Raw genomic sequence first — 18,184 nt, 5'->3', positions numbered from 1 at the left:
CTTTTTCAGACTTCGAGGGGGAGGAGAGCGAGGGGGCTGCCCCCCTTCGCCCCAGCTTGGAGCCCTAGCGCATGAGCTTAAGCGTGACCCCCATCAATGAGGCAAGGGGCACCGGTCCAAAGTAAGCTTCCGCGTCGCCGTCGTCGGTTTCCACCGATGTCCCACGCACAAACACCCTGACAGTGACAGGGAGAGGCACGATCCGGGATTCTTCGCTGCGCTCAGAATGACACAAAAAAAATGAGCGACCTTCCTCGGCTAGCGGCTATTCGATTCCGTAGCGGCGGCGTTTACGCCATAGGGTTGTTACGTTGATGCCGAGGGTTTCGGCGGCTTCTTCGAGAGTGGCGCTGGCGCCGAGGATGCGGGCGATATGCTCGCGCTCCACTTCGTCGAGGCTGGCGGCGTTGGGGATGCCGGTCAAGGCTTCGGTGGAGTCGTGGAAGAGAGAATCGGGCAGGTCGTCGGGGGCGATGGTCTCGCCTCGCATCAGGACGGTGCCGCGCTCGATCGCGTTGCGCAATTCGCGCACATTCCCGGGCCATCGATAGCGCGTGAGCGCCGCGATTGCGCCGGATGAAAATGCCAGACCCGGATGCGAGTTGCGGATGGCCGCGATGTTCAGCAGCCAATTTGCGAGCGGCAGAATGTCCTCGCGGCGTTCGCGCAGCGGCGGGACACGCAGCGTGATGACGTTGAGGCGGTAATAGAGATCCTCGCGAAAGTGATGCGCGGCGACTTCGGACTCGAGATCGCGATTGGACGCGGCGATTATTCGCGCATCGACGTGGATCGTGCGTTCGCCGCCGACGCGCTCGAAGTTCTGATCCTGCAGAAAGCGCAGAAACTTGGTCTGGAGGGTGGGCGTCAGGTCGGCAATCTCGTCGAGAAAAACGGTGCCGCCGTTGGCCGCCTCGAGACGGCCCGGCTTGTCCTTGACCGCGCCGGTGAACGCGCCGCGGACGTGGCCGAAAAGTTCGCTTTCGAGAAGTTCCTCCGAGAGCGTAGTGCAATTGACGACAACGAACGGCTTGCTCTGGCGCGGGCTCCATCGATGAATCTGCCGCGCGATGACGTTTTTGCCGGTACCGCTTTCGCCGGTGAGCAGGATAGTGGCGTCGCTTGCGGCGGCCTGGCGCGCGGTTTCGAGCAGGCGTTGCATCGCGGGACTCTTCGAGTCGAGCAGCGGTTCCTCGTCGATGGCGCTGCGCAGTGCGCGATTTTCGGCGGTCAGCAGTCCGACGTGCAGCGCGCGATCGACGGTGTGCTGAATCTGCTCGAGCGAGAACGGCTTGGTGACGTAGTCGTAGGCGCCGGACTTCATCGCCTCGACGGCATTTTCGACGGTCGCGTAAGCGGTCATCAGAATTACGAGGGATTCGGGCGACCGGCGCTTGATCTCGTGGAGCAGTTCGAGGCCGCTCATCTCGGCCATGCGGTAGTCGGTCAGCACAAGATCGAAGCGGGTCTCGGCGAGGAGCGCCACGGCCTGGGTGCCATTCTCTGCGGCGCGAACCTCGTGGCCGAGCGACTCGAAAAACGTGGTGAGGCTCCGGCGGATGTTGCGCTCGTCATCGACAATGAGCAGTTTGGCCATCAAATCTCCATTGCGGCGGGGATTTCGACGATGAAGCGGGCGCCGTGAGAGTTGGCGCTTTCGACGAAAATCCTGCCGCCGTGCGCCTCGACGATTTCCTTGACGATCGACAGGCCCAGCCCGGCCGAGCCTTTCTCGAAGCCGTCGGAACCATACTGCACGAAGCGCTCGAAGATGTAGTCCTTCATGTCGGCGGGAATGCCGGGCCCCGAGTCGGTGACTTCCAGCCGCGTGGCCTGCTCGGTGCCGAGCGCGGAAACTTTGATGGTCCCGCCGGCGGGCGTGTAGCGCAGCGCGTTGCCGAGCAGGTTTGAAATCACCCACGAGAGCTTGACCGGGTCACCGATGATCTCGGGCACCGGGCCGATGTGCTCCTCGATTTCGACGTGCTTTTCGCGCGCCTGGATCGCGAAGCGCCGAGTCACGTCGGAAGCGAGCCGGGCGAGATCGAGACGCTTCTGCTGGACGGCGATTGCGGGAATTTCGCCACGCGCCAGGTTGAGCAAATTGTCGGTGAGCTGACGCATCCGCGAGCATTCCTCGAGGATCACTTGCATCAGCTCGTTGCTCTTGGGATTCGCCGCCGGCGCACCCTCGCGGCTGAGCAGCTCGGCCGACAGCGCGAGCGAAGTTAGGGGAGTCCTGAGTTCGTGCGACAAGGTGGCCACCAGGTTGGTGCGCGCGCGATCCTGATCGCGGATATAGGTCACGTCCTGCAAGATCAGCAGCGTGCCGAGCGACTTGCCGACGGTGTGATGAAGCGGGACCGGCTTGAGCACGTAAGAATGATCGCGGCCGCGAACGTGAAGATTGATCTCGGTGCGATGGCCGTCGGGGCCGGCCTTCTGCAGCGTGCGCAGCGCGTCGCGAACGCGCAGGTAGTGAGGATGGTTGCTGCTGAGATCGTCGAAGGGACTGCCGAGCGCGTCCTGGGGATCGACGCCGAGGATTAGCGAGGCAATCTCATTTATGTGCGCAACGATTCCTTCGGTGTCGATCAGCACGACGCCGTCTTCGAGGCTTTCGATGATCGCCTCAGTCTTGCTCTTTTCGTAAACCAGGCGCTCGACATTGAGCTTGTCGTACTGCTCGAGGCGCTCGGCCATTTGGTTGAATTCGCGCGCGACCGCTTCGAGCTCGGCGAGCGGCTGGGGGCCGAGCCGCACCTGCGACTTGCGCTGACTGATGCCGCGCAGGCGCTCGGTGAGCTCTGTTAGCGGCTTCGAGAGCCGCCATCCGAGACCCCACGACACAGCGGCGCCCACCAACAGCACCAGCGCGAGGCCGCCGGCGAATTCATAGGCAAGGTCTTTGCCCAGCTTTACCGAGCGGCTGTCCGCGCGGAACATGGCGGCCTTGTTCATCGCGATCAGGTCGTCGAGGCGGCCATGCAATTCGGCGAATTCGCGATCATGATACGTGCCGGGCGGCGCCGCGGCGACATCAGCAAATAGTTTGTTGGCGCGCTTGGTGATATCGCCGGCGAGTTCGGGCTCACCAGCTTCAGTGAAGTTGTGATCCTCGACGTCGTTCCACTGCATGAAATTTTGCCGCGCCCCGGGTAGAACGTCCCTGGCGCGGCCGTCATGCTCCGCCACCTGCAGCGTGTTGAGTGCGGCGTGCATGTTCTGCGCGGCCTCGATGCTGATGTAGTTGCGGTAGAGGGTCGCGCGGATTGCGCCGCCAAGCGCGTAAACCCGCGGCAGCGTGTAAAGCCCGAGCAGAACGACCAACGCCAGCATCAGCAGAGTGCCGTTGCGGATTTGGCGTTGCATCGAGGGTGCGTTCATCGCGAATCCTCCCGTTCGTCGGTCGCGACAATTTCCACGTCGAGGTCGGTTGCGTCCGCAACCAGCCGCGCCGGCACGTCGCCCTTGAGCCACCGGCGCCATCGCGGCTGATGAGTCCGGCCGACGATTACCTTGGTCACGCCTTTGTCGTGCGCGAAATCGATCAACGCCTTGACCACGTCGTCCGACTTGAGCCATACGGTCTCGGCGCCAAGGTCGCTGGCCACATTGATGTTGTCGAGGAGCGCAACGAAATCGCTGGTGCCGATATTTTTCACCGATTCGGAGGGCGTCTCGATATGGACGGCGAACCATTCGGCGTTGAGCTGTCCGGCGATGCGCGAGGCTTTGCGCAAGAGCTGTCCGGTGTCGGCGGCGTTGGACGAAAGCCCGACCATGATGCGATCGACGACGTGCGCGCGATGGCCGCCCTCGCGTTTGATCGACTCGCGGTCGAGGCGCTGGCGGTCCAGGCTGCGCGCGACCTCGCGCAGCGCCAGTTCACGGAGTGAGGCGAGATTGCTCGGCTTGAAAAAATTCTTGAGCGCGTTTTCGATCTGCTCGCGCGGGTAAATCTTGCCCTCGCGCAGCCGTTCGCGCAGCGCCTCGACCGGCACGTCGATATTGACGATTTGATCGGCGCGCGCGAGGAACGAATCGGGCACGGTCTCACGCACGTCGATGCCGGTGACGCGCTTCATCAGTGTGTTCAGACTTTCGACGTGTTGGATGTTGATGGCGGTGATCACGTTGATGCCGGTGCTGACGATTTCCTCGACGTCCTGGTAGCGCTTGGGGTGATGCGAGCCGGGAGCGTTGGTATGCGCGAGCTCGTCGACGACTACCACGTCGGGCTTGCGCGCGACGATCGCATCGACGTCCATCTCTTCCAGCGTAACTTCGCGGTACGAAATCTTGCGGCGCGGAACCACCTCTAGGTCGCCGATCCGTTCCTCCGTCTCGCGGCGGTTATGCGTCTCGATGAAGCCGAGCACGACATCGACTCCCCTATCGCGGAGTTGATGCGCCTCCTCGAGCATCCTGTATGTCTTGCCTACGCCCGCGGCGGCGCCGATATAGACTTTGAGACGTCCCCGCTGAGGTTGGGGCACAAGGTCGAGAAAAGCTTCGGGCTCGAGTCGTTTGTCATCGCTCATTCAAGTCCCGGGCGTTCCGCCATGACTTCCAGCGGCGCGAGCACTGTGACTCGCCGTGGCGCGATCGAGGGCCAGGTTCAGCAGCAGAACGTTTACGCCTGGCTCGCCGAAGATTCCCGCCGAGCGCGGCCGCGTGCTTTCGGCGATCAACTGCCGTACCTGATCTTCGCTCAGACTGCGGGCGTGAGCAACACGTGCCACCTGCAGGTCGGCCGCGGCCGGACTTATCTCGGGATCCAGCCCGCTGCCCGAAGCCGTTACCAGGTCAATCGGAACCTGGTGCGCGTCGGTGCCGGGATTGCTCTCGACCACGTTCTTCAGCCGCAGCTTGACCGCGTCGATCAGCGCCTTGTTGGTCGGGCCGAGATTCGAGCCGCCCGAGTTGTCGGCGGCGTAGCCCTTGTCACCGGCGGCGGAAGGCCGGCCCTGAAAATAGCGCGGCGCCGAAAAATTCTGGCCGATGAGGCTCGAGCCGACCACCTTGTTGCCGGCCACGACCAGGCTGCCGCCGGCCTGGTTCGGGAAAATCACCTGGGCGATGCCCCATACCGCAATCGGGTAAACCACGCCGGTCAGCACGGTTAGCACCGCCGTTGCTATGAGAGCAGTTTTGAACGTCTTCACTGAAAAGACCTCAGGCGAGATGCAGCGCGGCGATCGCTATGTCGATGGCCTTGATGCCGATGAAAGGAATAATCACGCCGCCGAAGCCGTAGATTATAAGGTTGCGGGTTAGAATCGCGACCGCGCCGACCGGACGGTATTGCACGCCGCGCAGCGCCAGCGGAATCAGGGCGATAATGATCAGCGCGTTGAAAATTACCGCCGACAGAATCGCGCTCTGCGGCGTCGCCAGATGCATCACGTTGAGCCGCTGCAGTTCCGGGTACTCGACGATGAACAGCGCCGGGATGATGGCGAAGTACTTCGCGACGTCGTTGGCGATCGAGAACGTCGTCAACGCGCCGCGGGTCATAAGAAGTTGTTTGCCGATCTCGACGACCTCCATTACTTTGGTTGGATTCGAGTCGAGGTCGATCATGTTGCCGGCCTCGCGCGCGGCCTGGGTGCCGGCGTTCATCGCGATCCCGACGTCGGCCTGCGCAAGCGCGGGCGCATCGTTGGTGCCATCGCCGATCATCGCGACCAGCTTGCCCTGGTTCTGCTCCTCGCGAATCAGGCGCAGCTTGGTTTCGGGAGTCGCCTCGGCCAGGAAGTCGTCCACCCCCGATTCCTTGGCGATCGCGGCCGCGGTCAGCGGGTTGTCGCCGGTAATCATGACGGTGCGCAAGCCCATGGCGCGCAGACGCTCGAAGCGTTCGCGGATTCCTTCCTTGACTACGTCCTTCAGGTAAATCACGCCGAGCGCCTTCGACTCGTCGGCGACCACCAGCGGAGTTCCACCGCTGCGCGCGATGCGCTCGACGATTGCCTTCAAGTCAGTCGGCGGCGTGCCGTGATTTTCTTGGACGAAACGCGCGACCTGGTCGGCGGCGCCCTTGCGGATTCGACGCCCGCCGATGTCCACGCCGCTCATCCTGGTCTGCGCGGAAAACGGTATAAAGTTGGCGCCGTCATCGCCGAGCTCGCGGCCGCGCAGGTTGTATTCGCGCTTGGCCAGCACCACGATCGAGCGTCCCTCGGGAGTCTCGTCGGCCAGGGAAGCGAGCTGAGCGGCCTCGGCGAGCGCGAACGGCTCCACGCCTTGAACCGGAATGAACTCCGCGGCCATTCGGTTGCCGAGCGTGATAGTGCCGGTCTTGTCGAGCAGCAGGGTATCGACGTCGCCGGCGGCTTCAACCGAGCGGCCTGACATCGCGAGCACGTTGTGCTGCACCAGGCGATCCATCCCGGCGATTCCGATCGCCGAAAGCAATCCACCGATAGTCGTCGGAATCAGGCATACCAGCAGCGCCACCAGCACCGGCAGCGCGAGTTTCGTGCCGCCATACAGGCCGAACGGGTAGAGCGTAACGACGACGAGCAGAAAGACGATCGTCAGGCCCGAGAGCAAGATGCTGAGCGCGATCTCGTTGGGTGTCTTTTGACGCTGCGCGCCTTCGACCAGGGCGATCATACGGTCGAGAAACGTCTCGCCCGGGTTGGCGGTGATCTTCACCTTGATCCAGTCGGAGATTACGGTGGTCCCGCCCGTGACGCCGCTGCGGTCGCCGCCGCTTTCGCGAATGACCGGCGCGGATTCCCCGGTGATCGCGGCCTCGTTGACAGCCGCGATGCCCTCGATTACTTCGCCGTCGCCCGGAATTACGTCGCCGGCGGCGACCATCACGACATCGTCGCGCCGGAGCTGCGCGGCCGGCACGAGTTTCGTCTCACCACCCGGGAGGATCAATTTGGCTTGGGTTTCGGTGCGGGTCTTTCGCAGGTTATCGGCCTGCGCCTTGCCGCGTCCTTCCGCCATCGCTTCGGCGAAGTTTGCGAACAGGACCGTGAACCACAGCCATAGCGCTATTTGGAATTCGAATCCGGCCAGCGCCATCTTGTGATCCAGCAAGTCGCGAAACAGCGTGAACATCACGAGCACGCTGGTGACCTCGACGACGAACATCACGGGGTTTTTGATCATCAGGCGCGGGTCGAGCTTGACGAACGAGTCGATCGACGCGCGCGAGACGATTTCGCGATTCCAAAGTGCGGGAGCCTTGCGGTCACTCATGGTTGAAACACCAAACCTAGAAAAGTTTCCCGGACATCATGAGCAGTTGCTCAACGATCGGTCCGAGCGCGTCGGCGCAGAAGAATGTCAGCGCGCCGACGATCACGATTACGCCAATCAGCAGGAACACGAACGGGATGCCGTCGGTCGGGAAGGTCCCGGCGCTGGCGGCAGCGGTTTTCTTGGCCGCGACCGAGCCCGCGATCGCAAGCGCGGGGATCGCCATCATGAAGCGACCGAGCAGCATCACGAACGCCATGGTCACGTTGTAGAAGGATACGTTTGCGTTGAGGCCGGCGAAGGCGGAGCCATTGTTCGCACCAGCTTCCGTGAAGGCGTACAGGATTTGCGAGAAGCCGTGAGGGCCGGGATTCGAAATGCTCGACAGGCCGGCGGGTACGACGCCTCCGATGGCAGCCGGTATCAGAATGACGGCGGGGAAGATGAGCACGTACAGCATCGCGAGCTTCATCTCCCTCGCCTCGATTTTTTTGCCGAGGTACTCGGGCGTCCGCCCCACCATCAGGCCCGCGATGAACACTGCCAGCACCGCCATCACGATGATCCCGTACAGACCTGAGCCGACGCCGCCGAAGATCACCTCGCCGAGTTGCATATTGACCAGCGGCACCAGACCGCCGAGCGGCGTGTAGCTGTCGTGCATCGAATTGACGGCGCCACATGAAGTGTCGGTGGTGACGGTCGCCCACATCGCGGACTCGACGATTCCGAAACGGGTTTCCTTGCCCTCCATGTTGCCGCCGCTTTGCGTGGCGGAGGCATGTTGATCGATTCCAATCTTGCTTAATTGCGGGTTGCCGTGTTGTTCCGCCCAGATCGCAGGCGCGGCTCCGGCCAGGAATAGAATCGCCATCACCGCGAACAGCGCCCATCCCTGGCGGCGGTCGCCGACCATCTTGCCGAAGGTGTGGGTCAGGCCCGCACCGATCGCGAAAATCGCGAGCATCTCGAGCAGGTTTGTCAGCGGCGTGGGATTCTCGTACGGATGCGCCGAGTTGGCGTTCATAAAGCCGCCGCCGTTGGTGCCGAGTTCCTTGATTATCTCCTGTGATGCCACCGGCCCTTCGGCAATCGATTGCGAAGCGCCCTCAAGCGTCGTCGCATTTACGTACGGACTGAAGTTGTCCGGCACGCCCTGCCAAACGAGGACGAGCGCAAAGATAAGAGAGAGCGGCAGCAGCACCCACAACGTCGTGCGGGTTAGATCGACCCAGAAGTTGCCGATCGTCTTTGCGCTGCGCCGCGCGAACCCGCGAATCACCGCCGCTGCCATCGCGATTCCCGCCGCCGCCGAAAGAAAATTGTGCGAAGTCAGCCCGACCATCTGGGTCAGGTAGCTCAGCGTCTGCTCGCCCGAGTACGCCTGCCAGTTGGTGTTGGTCGTGAAGCTGGCGGCAGTGTTGAAGGCGAGTCCCGGAGGCACTCCAGCGAGTCCTTGCGGATTCAGTGGCAAGTAGTATTGGAGGCGCTGCAGAGCATACAGGAAGACCATCGAGATAAGGCTGAACGCGAGCATCGAGATCGCGTATCCCGCCCAGCCCGTCTCGACGCCGGGGTTTATTCCGCAGATCTTGTAGATCAGTCTCTCGATTGGCGAGAGCACCGGATCCAAAAAGGTGCGCTCGTTGGAGAACACCCGCGCCATATACAGGCCGATCGGCACGCTGATCGCCGTGACGAGCAGGAAGTACGCCGCGAGCTGAATAATCGAATTGGATAGCATGTAGCTATGTTCCGGCTAGTGCGACTTAGAAGCGTTCGGGGCGCAGCAACGCATAGATCAGGTACACGCCCAACAAGACCGCACAGACTCCGCCAAGAATTGTTTCAACCGGACTCATAGGTCGTCGCACCCCCGAACATAGGCAATTGCGATCGCAAAGAAGGCAATGCTGCTGAGAATTGAAAGCAAATCCCACATACGGACTTCCCAACTTAGTAAATTTAGATTTCGTTTGTTAGAGCGTACAGACCTTGGAGCGACCGGAGTATTCCGCAGGTAGCAAGGGAGCGTGCCCGTTCGAGCCGTTCATGTGCAGGTGCGCCTCCGCCACGATGCGCATCGCAGGACATGGGCCAGCCGCAAATGTAGCGGCGCGTGCGACTACTTCGTCGCGCGTGAGGGGCGTGCCGTCGTCGGAGATCGGCCTTAGCGCACCACGCCGCCCGTCGTTGACGACGAACGACCACTTGCAGCGCGCGCAGTGATACAGGTACCGACGCGGCTTGAAGAGGCCGGGGAGTTTGTCGAGAACTTTCACCGCAAACAAGTGCGGCATCTTCGTTTCTTTCAGCTGTCTCATTGCAATTGCTGGCCCTTGTCGGCTCTCTTCCGACAGGGTTATCAGCACCGCGCGTGCCAACGCGGGAACGCCCTCTCCACAAGGCCTTTTGCATCTTTTGGTGGTGCAGCATTTCAATATGCATCGTGCGGTTCAATGCAGACTTCATCGAAATGCAATGACAAATCACCCCATTCCAGTGTCCAACAGTTGAAGTCCGACCTTCGCCGAGCTGCTCGACGATCTCGACCGCGCGTGTCCCGAGAATTTGCTTTCGCATGATCGACGAGCAGGGGCGCATTCGCCGGCATATCCGTTTCTTCGTCAATCGCGAGCAGGTCGCCGACCTCGCGCAGGATCTGCACGACGAGGACGAAGTGCAGATTCTCTGCGCGCTCAGCGGCGGATGACCTACTCCTGCTTGACCAGCAATCCCCGGTTCCGCGCCTTCTCGTAGATCCAGCCGAAGAACACGATCGCCATCGCGAAGTACACGACGTTCAACCCGACGCCCCACCAGAAGTGCAGCCGAGAAAATCCTTCGCCGTTCAGAATGCCGCGCATGCCCTCGAACGAATGCGCCGTCGGCATTACCCACGCGATGTTCTGCAGCCAGCGCGGCAGCGACGACATCGGGTACATCACGCACGACACCGGCATCAGCAGCCCTGCAAAGCCCCACGCCAGCGCCTGGACTTTCGTCGTGTAGCGAAAAATCATTCCCGTGATCGCTATTCCGATCGCGAGCGCAAACAACAACAGGTTCGCCATGTAAGGGATTAACTTCGGCAACCACGGTACGATGTCGAACGAGTACGCCGCCCACGCGATCGCCGACGCCGCGATTAGTCCGACCATCACCTTAAGCAGGCACACCGTCAGAAGTCCGGCCATGTACTCCGCCAGCGTCAACGGCGTCGAGAACAGGTTGATGAGGTTGCGGCACCACAGTTCGTCGATGAATCCGACCGCCATGTCGCGCTGAAAGCTGTAGAACGTTCCCCACAGAATTATCCCGCCCAGCAGACAGCTCACTACTGTCGGCTGCAGCCGGTTGCTGTGCGCCAGGTAAACCGTGAAGAAGCCCCACATGACTATGTCGAGCACCGGCCACCAGATCATGTCGACGACGCGATCGAAATTGCGCCGCGACTCATATATGTGCCGTACGATGACGGCGTTGATGCGATGTACCTTCATGCCGCTTTGCCCTTCACCACGCGCAGGAACACTTCCTCCAGCGCCGGTTCTTCGCGTTCCTCTTCCAGGAGCGCCTGCGTGATTTCTATCGGACTGCCCACCGCGATCACTTTCCCGTGATGCAGAAATACAATCCGCTTACACATCCGCTCGACTTCGGCCATGTTGTGCGAGGTGTAGAGAATCGTCGTGCCTTTTTCGCGCTGCGCCTCTAGCAGCGCATTTTTCACTTGCCACGCGACCTCGGGATCGAGGTACGCCGTCGGCTCGTCGAGCAGCAGCAGTTGCGGATCGTTCATGAACGCCTTGCACAGCCCGACCCGCGTATTCTCGCCCGACGACAGCCGGGCGACTGCCTTGTCGCGCAGCTTGGTGATCCCGAACTGCTCGAGCAGCTCGTCGATTCGCTCGCGCGGCTTTTTCAGATTGTAGATGCGCGCGAAGACCTTCAGGTTCTCGAGCACCGTCAGCCGCCAGGGAAACGCGACATACGGCGACGTGAAATTCATCTGCTCGAGGATTTCCCCGCGATGCGTAGCCATCGACTTGCCGAAAATACTGATGCGCCCCGAGGTCGGCGTGATCAGCCCGAGGATCATGTGAATCGTGGTCGTCTTGCCGGCCCCGTTCGGCCCCAGCATTCCGATGATCTCGCCGCGCTCGATCCCGAAGCTCACGTTGTCCACGGCGCGAAACTCGCCGAACGTCTTGCTCAAATTTTCCACTTCTACCAGCATCGAATTACCTGCCTTTAACGCGTGCGGGTTTTCATCCCCGAAAAACAAAACGGCCACGGAGTGCTTGCACCCGTGGCCGCCTGACGCGTTCTTATTGAGCTATTGAGTCAATGATGACCGAACGTCGCAGACACACCACCACGGGAGTTCTCCCGGGTCCTTTCGGCGTTTGGATTCATACTGAGCGTGCCTTCTCCTGACGTTCGAACTATAACCTTGTAGCAGCTTGCACGTGTTCAGGCTATACGCGCAAAGGAGCATCAAACGTTGGAACCAAAATATGGCGACGTATCCGTGACGCTGGACGGCAACGTCGCGACGCTCGAGATTCACCGGCCGCCGCACAATTTCTTCGACTTCAATCTCATTCGCGCTCTCGCCAATGCGTTCGAGGCTCTCGATGAGACCCCGGAATGCCGCGCGCTGATGCTCTGTTCGGAGGGCAAGTCATTTTGCGCCGGCGCGAATTTTGCCAATCGCGATGCGAGCAGCGGTGAGACTGCCGCTCGCGCCGGTGAGAATCCGCTCTATGTCGAGGGCGTGCGGCTGTTCCGATGTAAAAAGCCGGTCGTCGCCGCTATTCAAGGAGCCGCAATCGGCGGAGGCTTCGGGCTCGCGCTGGTCGCCGACTTCCGCGTGGCGACCGCTGAAGCCCGCTTCGCCGCGAACTTCGTCAAGCTCGGCATCCATCCCGGCTTCGGACTGACCTACACGCTGCCGCGCCTGATCGGCGTGCAGAAAGCGAGCCTGATGTTCTACACCGGCCGCCGCATCAGCGGAGAAGAAGCGCTGGCGATGGGGCTGTGCGATCAACTTGCGGAGCCGGACAAGCTTCGCGCTTCTGCGCTCGCGCTGGCTGCGGAGATCGCGGAAGGCGCGCCGCTCGCGCTGTTATCGACACGCGCGACGATGCGCCAGGGCCTCGCCGACGCCGTCAAGGCGCAGACCGATCACGAATTCAAGGAACAATCCCGGCTATTCAAAACGGAGGACCATCGCGAAGGCGTAAAGGCAGTCAGCGAAAGGCGTCCCGGCAAATTCATCGGCAAATAGTCATCAACTCTTGTTCCCCTTCCCGCGCGGGAAGGGGTTAGGGGTTAGGTTCTGTGCCACCGCACAAAAAAAAGGGGCAGCCCGGTTTCCCGGACTGCCCCTGATGTTCGAATTTCTGCTGCTCTCGATCAGGCCGCCTCGGCCTTGACGCCGTTGAGCTTCTTCACCTCGGGCATCACCTCGGCGGCGAACAACCGCAAACTCTTCTCCGCGTCTTCGATCGGCATCCCCGCATAGCTGAACACGCCGGTGAAATGGTCTGCACCGACCTTCTGGCGAATCTCGTCGATTTTGTTGAAGCACATCTCGGGCGTGCCCCACACCTGCAGGCTCAGGAAGTACTCGATCGACGCGCTGGTGTTGCCCTTCAGCGCTTTCGCCATCTGCTCGTAGTACTCGTAGCCCTTGGCCTTGCCGAAATGCTCGCTCGCCATCTCGTAATGCCGCAGCGCGGTGTCCCAGTAGCCGCCGATATACTTGACCGCCATCTCGCGCGCGCGGTCGGCGCTCTTGTCGCAGAACGTCCAGCCCGCCGCGATCGTCGGCAGCGGCTCTCCGCCGTTCACCTGCCTGTAGATAGTGCGATACTCGCCGAGTTCCTGCGCGACGGCCTCCCACGGCTTCTGCGGAATGATCAGGATGCCGATGCCCAGCTTCGCCATGATGCGCGACGACTCGGGCGAGACCGCGGCCGCGTAAGTGCGGCCCTTGAACGACTTGAACGGCTTGGGCCGGATGTCGCGCCGGGGCTGCTTGATGTACTTGCCGTCGTACTCGCAGTAACCCTTCTCGAGTCCTTCGAGCAGCATCTCCGCCGATTCGATAAAGCGCTCGCGCGATTCGCCGAGCGGTACGCGGAAGCCCTCGAACTCGATCCGCGCAAGCCCGCGTCCGAGGCCGAGAATCATGCGCCCGTTCGACATGTGATCGACCACCGACACCTGCTCCGCGACGCGCATCGGGTCATGCCACGGCATCACGACCACCATCGATCCGAGCTGTATCGTCTTCGTGCGACCCGCGTAGTAGGTCAGGAACTGCGGCACGTCGGGGCACATCGTGTAGTCATCGAAATGATGCTCGACGCTCCAGATGGAATCGAAGTCGAGCGGTTCGTAGAGGTCGCCGATCCGCAAATCTTCGATGTAAACGTCGCGGTCCGATCGCACATTGTGCGGATTCTGAAAAATAACAGCGCCACCAACTTTCATGGGCAGATCCTCCGTAGTTCTCAATCACATACCAATCGTTTAGTAAGATTGCAAAGCTGGCATCTCCGCGCGCGCTTCCCAACTTCCCCTTGTCCGAGGGGAGGGCGCCGCGCGCCGTAGGAGCACCGCGGGAGGAGTGCAGCGCGCAATGTTTTCCCGACTGTTGTCATCCTGACGAAGCGAGCATCGCGAGCGGCAGGAAGGATCTCGGACAGCTTCGCGTGAGCGAAGCCGGCACCGGTTCTGAAAATCGCGCAGCGCTCCTCTCTCAGGCGATTCGCTGTCGCTCACCTCGCTGAACGACCAGCTTCAACACCTCCTGAACTTTTCAGCCTGATGGCAACTGCGCCGGCGTGTTAAAATGCTGTCGTGATAACCCTCAATCACCACACCTCGTGCTCGCCTTAGAGCAAATCCTTGCGCTCTCCCCGGACCGATGCAAAAAAACAAAATTTGACGGAACGAAACTACCGATGGTGGTTCGACGCTCTAAGAACCACAACGCGTAGTATGTTTCATTCACTTTCGCGTCGACCGGAGACTCAGAACTACCACAAAATGAGACCGAGATGATCCACGGAAGCTGTCTATGCGGTGCTATCCGCTTCGAATTCACCAAACCGGCCGGCCCCTTTGAGCTCTGCCATTGCACGCGATGCCGCAAAGTCACCGGCTCCGCATTCTTCTCGGGCCTCTACGTGCGCATCGAGGATTTCCGCTTTGTACAGGGCAGAGAATTGATCACCTCTTACGAAGCGCCGATCCTGCGCGAGCCTCCCGCCTATCGCCTCCTTCTGCAGCCGATGCGGCTCGCCGGTACCGAATCCTGCCGGCAGTTCGGGATTGCTCGAAATTCCCGCCGGCCTCCTCGACGACGACCCCGCGATGAAGCCCGACAAGCACATCCTTATCGAGGTCAAATCGCCGTGGTTCGAAATCACCGACGATCTTCCGCAGCTCGATCTGCCGGGCTTGATTACGCTGCGCGCCAAAACGAAGATGCCACAATGATGCGACGAGATATTTTCACCGAAGAGCACGAGATGTTCCGCGCGCAGGTGCGCCGCTTCGTCGATTCCGAGATCGAGCCGAAGGTGCCCGAATGGAACCGTGCCGGGATGAGCGATCGCGCGAGCTGGCGCAAAATGGGCGCGGCCGGGTTCCTCGGCGCCAACGCGCCCGCCGAATACGGCGGCGGCGGCGTCGACTTCATCTACGACGCCATCGTGATGGAAGAGCTGTCGCGCGTGCGCGCGCACGGCCTCATGATGTCGCTGCATTCGGACATCTGCATGCCCTACATCACGAGCTTCGGCAACGAGGAGCAGAAGCGCCGCTACCTGCCGGGTGCGATCAAAGGCGAGACCATCCTCGCGATCGCGATGACCGAGCCGGGCACCGGCTCCGATCTCGCCGCAGTGCAGACGACGGCCCGCCGCGACGGCGATCATTACGTGATCAACGGCTCGAAGATTTTTATTTCCAACGGGCAAATCGCCGATCTCGTAATCGTCGTGTGCAAGACCGACCCCAAGGCCAACCCTCCGCACAAGGGCGTCAGCCTGATGCTCGTCGATGCGACCGCCCCGGGCTTCGTCCGCGGCCGCAAGCTCGACAAGCTCGGGCTTCGCGGCCAGGACACCAGCGAGTTGTTCTTCGAGGACTGCCGCGTCCCGGCCGGAAACCTGCTCGGGATGGAAGGCGCGGGCTTCAAGATGCTGATGGAGAAGCTCCAGCAGGAGCGGCTGTGCATCGGAGTCGCCTCGATGGCGAGTTGCCGGCGCACGCTAGAGGACACGATCGCCTACTGCAAGAATCGCCGCGCGTTCGGCCAGCCGATCGCGGAATTTCAAAACACCCAGTTCAAGCTCGCCGAAATGATGACCGAAGTGGAAGTAGGGCAGGCTTTCGTCGATAAGCTGTTGCAAGCTCACGTCCGCGGCGACGAGATAGTAGCCGAAGTAAGCATGGCAAAATGGTGGACCACCGACTTACAAAAGCGTCTAACCAGCCAATGCCTCCAACTGCACGGCGGCTACGGCTTCATGACGGAGTATCCAGTGTCGACGGACTACGCAGACGCAGCGGTACAATCGATCTACGCAGGCACCAACGAAATCATGAAAGTGATAATCGCGCGTCGGATGGGCCTCGAAACCCGCAAGTAGAAATCTGATCACGCCCGCCGATGACTCGCCGGATACTACGGTTCGAGTGGCAAAGGAATAACCAGCGGCGAATTCGAACGCGGCGTGAATGCTTCCGGAGGTATCAGTGGACCTGTCACGGTGTTGGCGAAATTCAGGATCGGTAGTTGCCGTAGTCGCCTTGCTTGGCCTCGCACCGCCGCTCGCGCAGACCGCGCGCGCACAGCCGCAGACTCCCAAAGCTTCTACGGCTGAAGATGAGATCCGCGACGCGACGAAGCTCTTTTACGTCGCGTTCAACAGCGCCCTGCACGGCGACCTCGACCCGCTGAGCACGGTATGGTCCCATCGCCCGGACGTCTCGAACCTGAGCGCGGCGGGCGGTTGGGCAGCAGGATGGAACGAAGTTCACGAAGGCTTTCGAAACATGGCCCGGCTCTACCCTGATGGCCGGATCGCTCCGCAGATCATCCTGGTCGTTGCGGACGGGGCCATAGGTTTTTCGGTCTGCAGGGAGACCGGCCAATTACGCTTGGCCGAAGGTCCGATGGTCAAGTTCAATCAGCGCTCGACCAACATCTTCCGGCTCGAAGACGGCAAATGGAAACTGATCCACCATCATGCGGACAGCGGTTCCACCAGTCTGCAAGGAGTCACCAGATAGGCAGCTATCCATAACTGCTTGAACGGCGCGAACAGTCAGGCCGTCACGTACGCGGCGCACCGAACACGCCGGCGTCTCGAGGCGCGCGAGGTCAGAGATTTATTGCTGGGTTTTGTGACGCTTTACATACCAGCATGGACTGTAGCCGAGGTGCGGGAAAATTGAGTTGACGCAGGTCTGCGTTTCCGGTTCGCCCGCTTCGTACTCGGTCTTACCGTCCTTTTGAAGTACCGCGTACAGTTTAGTGACTTGTACGGTTCCTAGAGCGGCTCGCGGGGATTCTATACTTTACTGAGATAAATTCGCCGACGTAGTAGATAACTGTCAACACTACTAAGATTGTAGCTATTCGTTCGAGGTGTGGTGCGACTTTCTGCATCGTAGTCGCGCAATCAAAACGGCCGGCATTGTACAATGCCGGCCGTGTGATCAGTCGGTTGAGAAAAGCGGCTAGCCGACTTGGCTGCCTACTACTGAGACGAAGCTGACGCATCGGCCGGGGGCGCCGCCCAGGTTGTGGGTCAGTCCTACTTTCGGATTTTTGAGCTGACGCGGGCCCGCCTCGCCGCGCATCTGCAGCCACATCTCGTACATCATGCGCAGCCCCGACGCGCCGATGGGATGCCCGAACGACTTGAGACCGCCATCCGGATTCACCGGCAGCTTGCCTTCGAGGTCGAAGAACCCGTCCATCACGTCCTGCCATGCGGTCCCGCGCGGACTGAAGCCGAGATCCTCGTAGAGCACGAGCTCGGTCGGCGTGAAGCAATCGTGAACCTCGGCCATGCTGATCTGCTCGCGAGGATTCGTGATGCCCGCCTGCGCATACGCGTCCTTGGCGGTGGCGACGACTTCGCGGAAGGTCGTGAAGTCATAGTCCTGCGACAGCGGCCCTTCGGCCGGCCCCGCGATGAACGACAGCGCCTTAATGTAGATGGGATTCTTGCAGTACTTGTGCGCGTCCTCGGCGCGGACGACGATCGCCGCCGCCGAGCCGTCCGACACGCCTGAGCAATCCATGATTCCGAGCGGGTCGGCAATCTTGGGCGAGTTCTTGATCGTTTCGAGCGACACTTCCTTCTGGAACTGCGCCTTGGGATTTTTCGCACCGTTTTTGTGATTCTTCCACGCGATGCGCGTGAGCACGTCTTTGCCCTTGTCGGGGTCGAGTCCGTACTTCTTGAAGTACGCGGGCGCCAGCAGCGAGAACGACGCGGGCGCCGTCATGCTGCCCTCGGTTCCGTCGTTAGGCGGCGCATTGCCGACCAGCCCGGAGTAGCCCGAGTCCTTGAGCTTCTCGACCCCTATTGCCATCGCCATGTCGAACGCGCCCGACGCGACTGCGTAGCATGCCTGTCGCAGCGCCTCGGAGCCCGTCGCGCACATGTTCTCGACGCGCGTGACCGGCTTGTACTGAATCTTGAGCGGCTCGCTGAGCGTCAGGCCCGAGACTCCCGAGCCCATCGTGCCGAGCCAGTACGCGTCGACATCTTTGGGCTCCATGCCGGCCGATTCGTAAGCCTGGTACGCCGCATCGACCAGCAGGTCTTCGGTCCCTTTGTCCCAATGCTCGCCGAACTTGGTGCATCCCATCCCGATGATCGCGACGCGGTCCTTGATTCCTCTGCTTGCCATATTTTTCTCCTGG

17 protein-coding genes and 1 pseudogene are annotated in these 18,184 nt (G+C 61.2%); 6 read left to right on the top strand and 12 right to left on the bottom strand.

The annotated features are described in order from the left end of the window. Positions 1-265: 265 nt before the first annotated feature. From VJX68_RS15755 to VJX68_RS15725, 8 genes are all read right to left on the bottom strand, one after another. Positions 266-1,597 (bottom strand): sigma-54-dependent transcriptional regulator, encoded by a 1,332-nt coding sequence (locus VJX68_RS15755; protein WP_324096669.1) that lies wholly within the window; start codon positions 1,595-1,597, stop codon positions 266-268. Continuing rightward, positions 1,597-3,387 carry a sensor histidine kinase gene (locus VJX68_RS15750; RefSeq protein WP_324096668.1) on the bottom strand — a complete coding sequence of 597 codons (1,791 nt, stop codon included), beginning with the start codon at positions 3,385-3,387 and terminating at the stop codon, positions 1,597-1,599. Before VJX68_RS15750 ends, VJX68_RS15755 begins: the two co-directional genes overlap by 1 nt. Beyond that, a complete protein-coding gene (locus tag VJX68_RS15745) occupies positions 3,384-4,544 on the bottom strand; it encodes a sensor histidine kinase KdpD (RefSeq protein ID WP_324096667.1) in 1,161 nt (386 codons plus the stop codon). The genes VJX68_RS15750 and VJX68_RS15745 overlap by 4 nt, the downstream gene beginning before the upstream one ends. Beyond that, entirely contained in the window at positions 4,545-5,168 is a 624-nt protein-coding gene (gene kdpC / locus VJX68_RS15740) for a potassium-transporting ATPase subunit KdpC (protein ID WP_324096666.1), read from the bottom strand. Positions 5,169-5,178: 10 nt separating this feature from the next. Continuing rightward, complete coding sequence (kdpB, locus tag VJX68_RS15735) at positions 5,179-7,221, bottom strand: potassium-transporting ATPase subunit KdpB (protein ID WP_324096665.1); 2,043 nt, start codon at positions 7,219-7,221, stop codon at positions 5,179-5,181. A 16-nt stretch (positions 7,222-7,237) separates the two neighbouring features. Further along, on the bottom strand, positions 7,238-8,965 hold the full coding sequence (kdpA, locus tag VJX68_RS15730; RefSeq protein ID WP_324096664.1) for a potassium-transporting ATPase subunit KdpA: 1,728 nt from the start codon (positions 8,963-8,965) through the stop codon (positions 7,238-7,240). Positions 8,966-8,990: 25 nt separating this feature from the next. Beyond that, a complete protein-coding gene (gene kdpF / locus VJX68_RS19170; protein WP_349255926.1) occupies positions 8,991-9,083 on the bottom strand; it encodes a K(+)-transporting ATPase subunit F in 93 nt (30 codons plus the stop codon). Positions 9,084-9,200: 117 nt separating this feature from the next. After that, complete coding sequence (locus VJX68_RS15725) at positions 9,201-9,545, bottom strand: hypothetical protein (protein ID WP_324096662.1); 345 nt, start codon at positions 9,543-9,545, stop codon at positions 9,201-9,203. A 257-nt stretch (positions 9,546-9,802) separates the two neighbouring features. Between VJX68_RS15725 and VJX68_RS15720 the strand changes: the two genes are divergently transcribed. Next, positions 9,803-9,934, top strand: coding sequence for a ubiquitin family protein (locus VJX68_RS15720; protein ID WP_324096661.1), 132 nt, complete (start codon positions 9,803-9,805; stop codon positions 9,932-9,934). Position 9,935: 1 nt separating this feature from the next. Here VJX68_RS15720 and VJX68_RS15715 read toward each other — a convergent pair whose 3' ends face one another. Continuing rightward, positions 9,936-10,724, bottom strand: coding sequence for an ABC transporter permease (locus VJX68_RS15715; RefSeq protein WP_324096660.1), 789 nt, complete (start codon positions 10,722-10,724; stop codon positions 9,936-9,938). Continuing rightward, on the bottom strand, positions 10,721-11,461 hold the full coding sequence (locus VJX68_RS15710) for an ABC transporter ATP-binding protein (RefSeq protein WP_324096659.1): 741 nt from the start codon (positions 11,459-11,461) through the stop codon (positions 10,721-10,723). Before VJX68_RS15710 ends, VJX68_RS15715 begins: the two co-directional genes overlap by 4 nt. 267 nt (positions 11,462-11,728) lie before the next feature. Between VJX68_RS15710 and VJX68_RS15705 the strand changes: the two genes are divergently transcribed. Further along, a complete protein-coding gene (locus VJX68_RS15705) occupies positions 11,729-12,514 on the top strand; it encodes an enoyl-CoA hydratase/isomerase family protein (RefSeq protein WP_324096658.1) in 786 nt (261 codons plus the stop codon). A gap of 128 nt (positions 12,515-12,642) precedes the next feature. Here the strand turns inward: VJX68_RS15705 and VJX68_RS15700 are convergent, their stop codons facing one another. Then, complete coding sequence (locus VJX68_RS15700; RefSeq protein WP_324096657.1) at positions 12,643-13,725, bottom strand: LLM class flavin-dependent oxidoreductase; 1,083 nt, start codon at positions 13,723-13,725, stop codon at positions 12,643-12,645. Positions 13,726-14,294: 569 nt separating this feature from the next. On the opposite strand from VJX68_RS15700, the pseudogene VJX68_RS19380 reads away from it, so the two are divergent. The 4 genes and pseudogenes from VJX68_RS19380 to VJX68_RS15685 form a co-directional block, all read left to right on the top strand. Next, a pseudogene (locus tag VJX68_RS19380) lies at positions 14,295-14,468 on the top strand (GFA family protein); the annotation flags it as partial. A 100-nt stretch (positions 14,469-14,568) separates the two neighbouring features. Continuing rightward, positions 14,569-14,736 (top strand): GFA family protein, encoded by a 168-nt coding sequence (locus tag VJX68_RS15695; RefSeq protein ID WP_324096656.1) that lies wholly within the window; start codon positions 14,569-14,571, stop codon positions 14,734-14,736. Next, positions 14,733-15,893 (top strand): acyl-CoA dehydrogenase family protein, encoded by a 1,161-nt coding sequence (locus VJX68_RS15690; protein ID WP_324096655.1) that lies wholly within the window; start codon positions 14,733-14,735, stop codon positions 15,891-15,893. Before VJX68_RS15695 ends, VJX68_RS15690 begins: the two co-directional genes overlap by 4 nt. Before the next feature lie 160 nt (positions 15,894-16,053). After that, complete coding sequence (locus VJX68_RS15685; protein WP_324096654.1) at positions 16,054-16,536, top strand: YybH family protein; 483 nt, start codon at positions 16,054-16,056, stop codon at positions 16,534-16,536. A gap of 450 nt (positions 16,537-16,986) precedes the next feature. Here VJX68_RS15685 and VJX68_RS15680 read toward each other — a convergent pair whose 3' ends face one another. Continuing rightward, positions 16,987-18,171: an acetyl-CoA acetyltransferase gene (locus VJX68_RS15680; RefSeq protein ID WP_324096652.1), complete on the bottom strand. Its 1,185-nt coding sequence runs from the start codon at positions 18,169-18,171 to the stop codon at positions 16,987-16,989. Positions 18,172-18,184 lie beyond the last annotated feature (13 nt).

Origin of the sequence: Binatus sp. (SeqCode) (assembly GCF_035272065.1) — a bacterium.
Taxonomy (GTDB): domain Bacteria; phylum Desulfobacterota; class Binatia; order Binatales; family Binataceae; genus Binatus.
The sequence above is the reverse complement of the archived record's forward strand: the minus strand, read 5'-3'. Positions and strand labels throughout refer to the sequence as shown.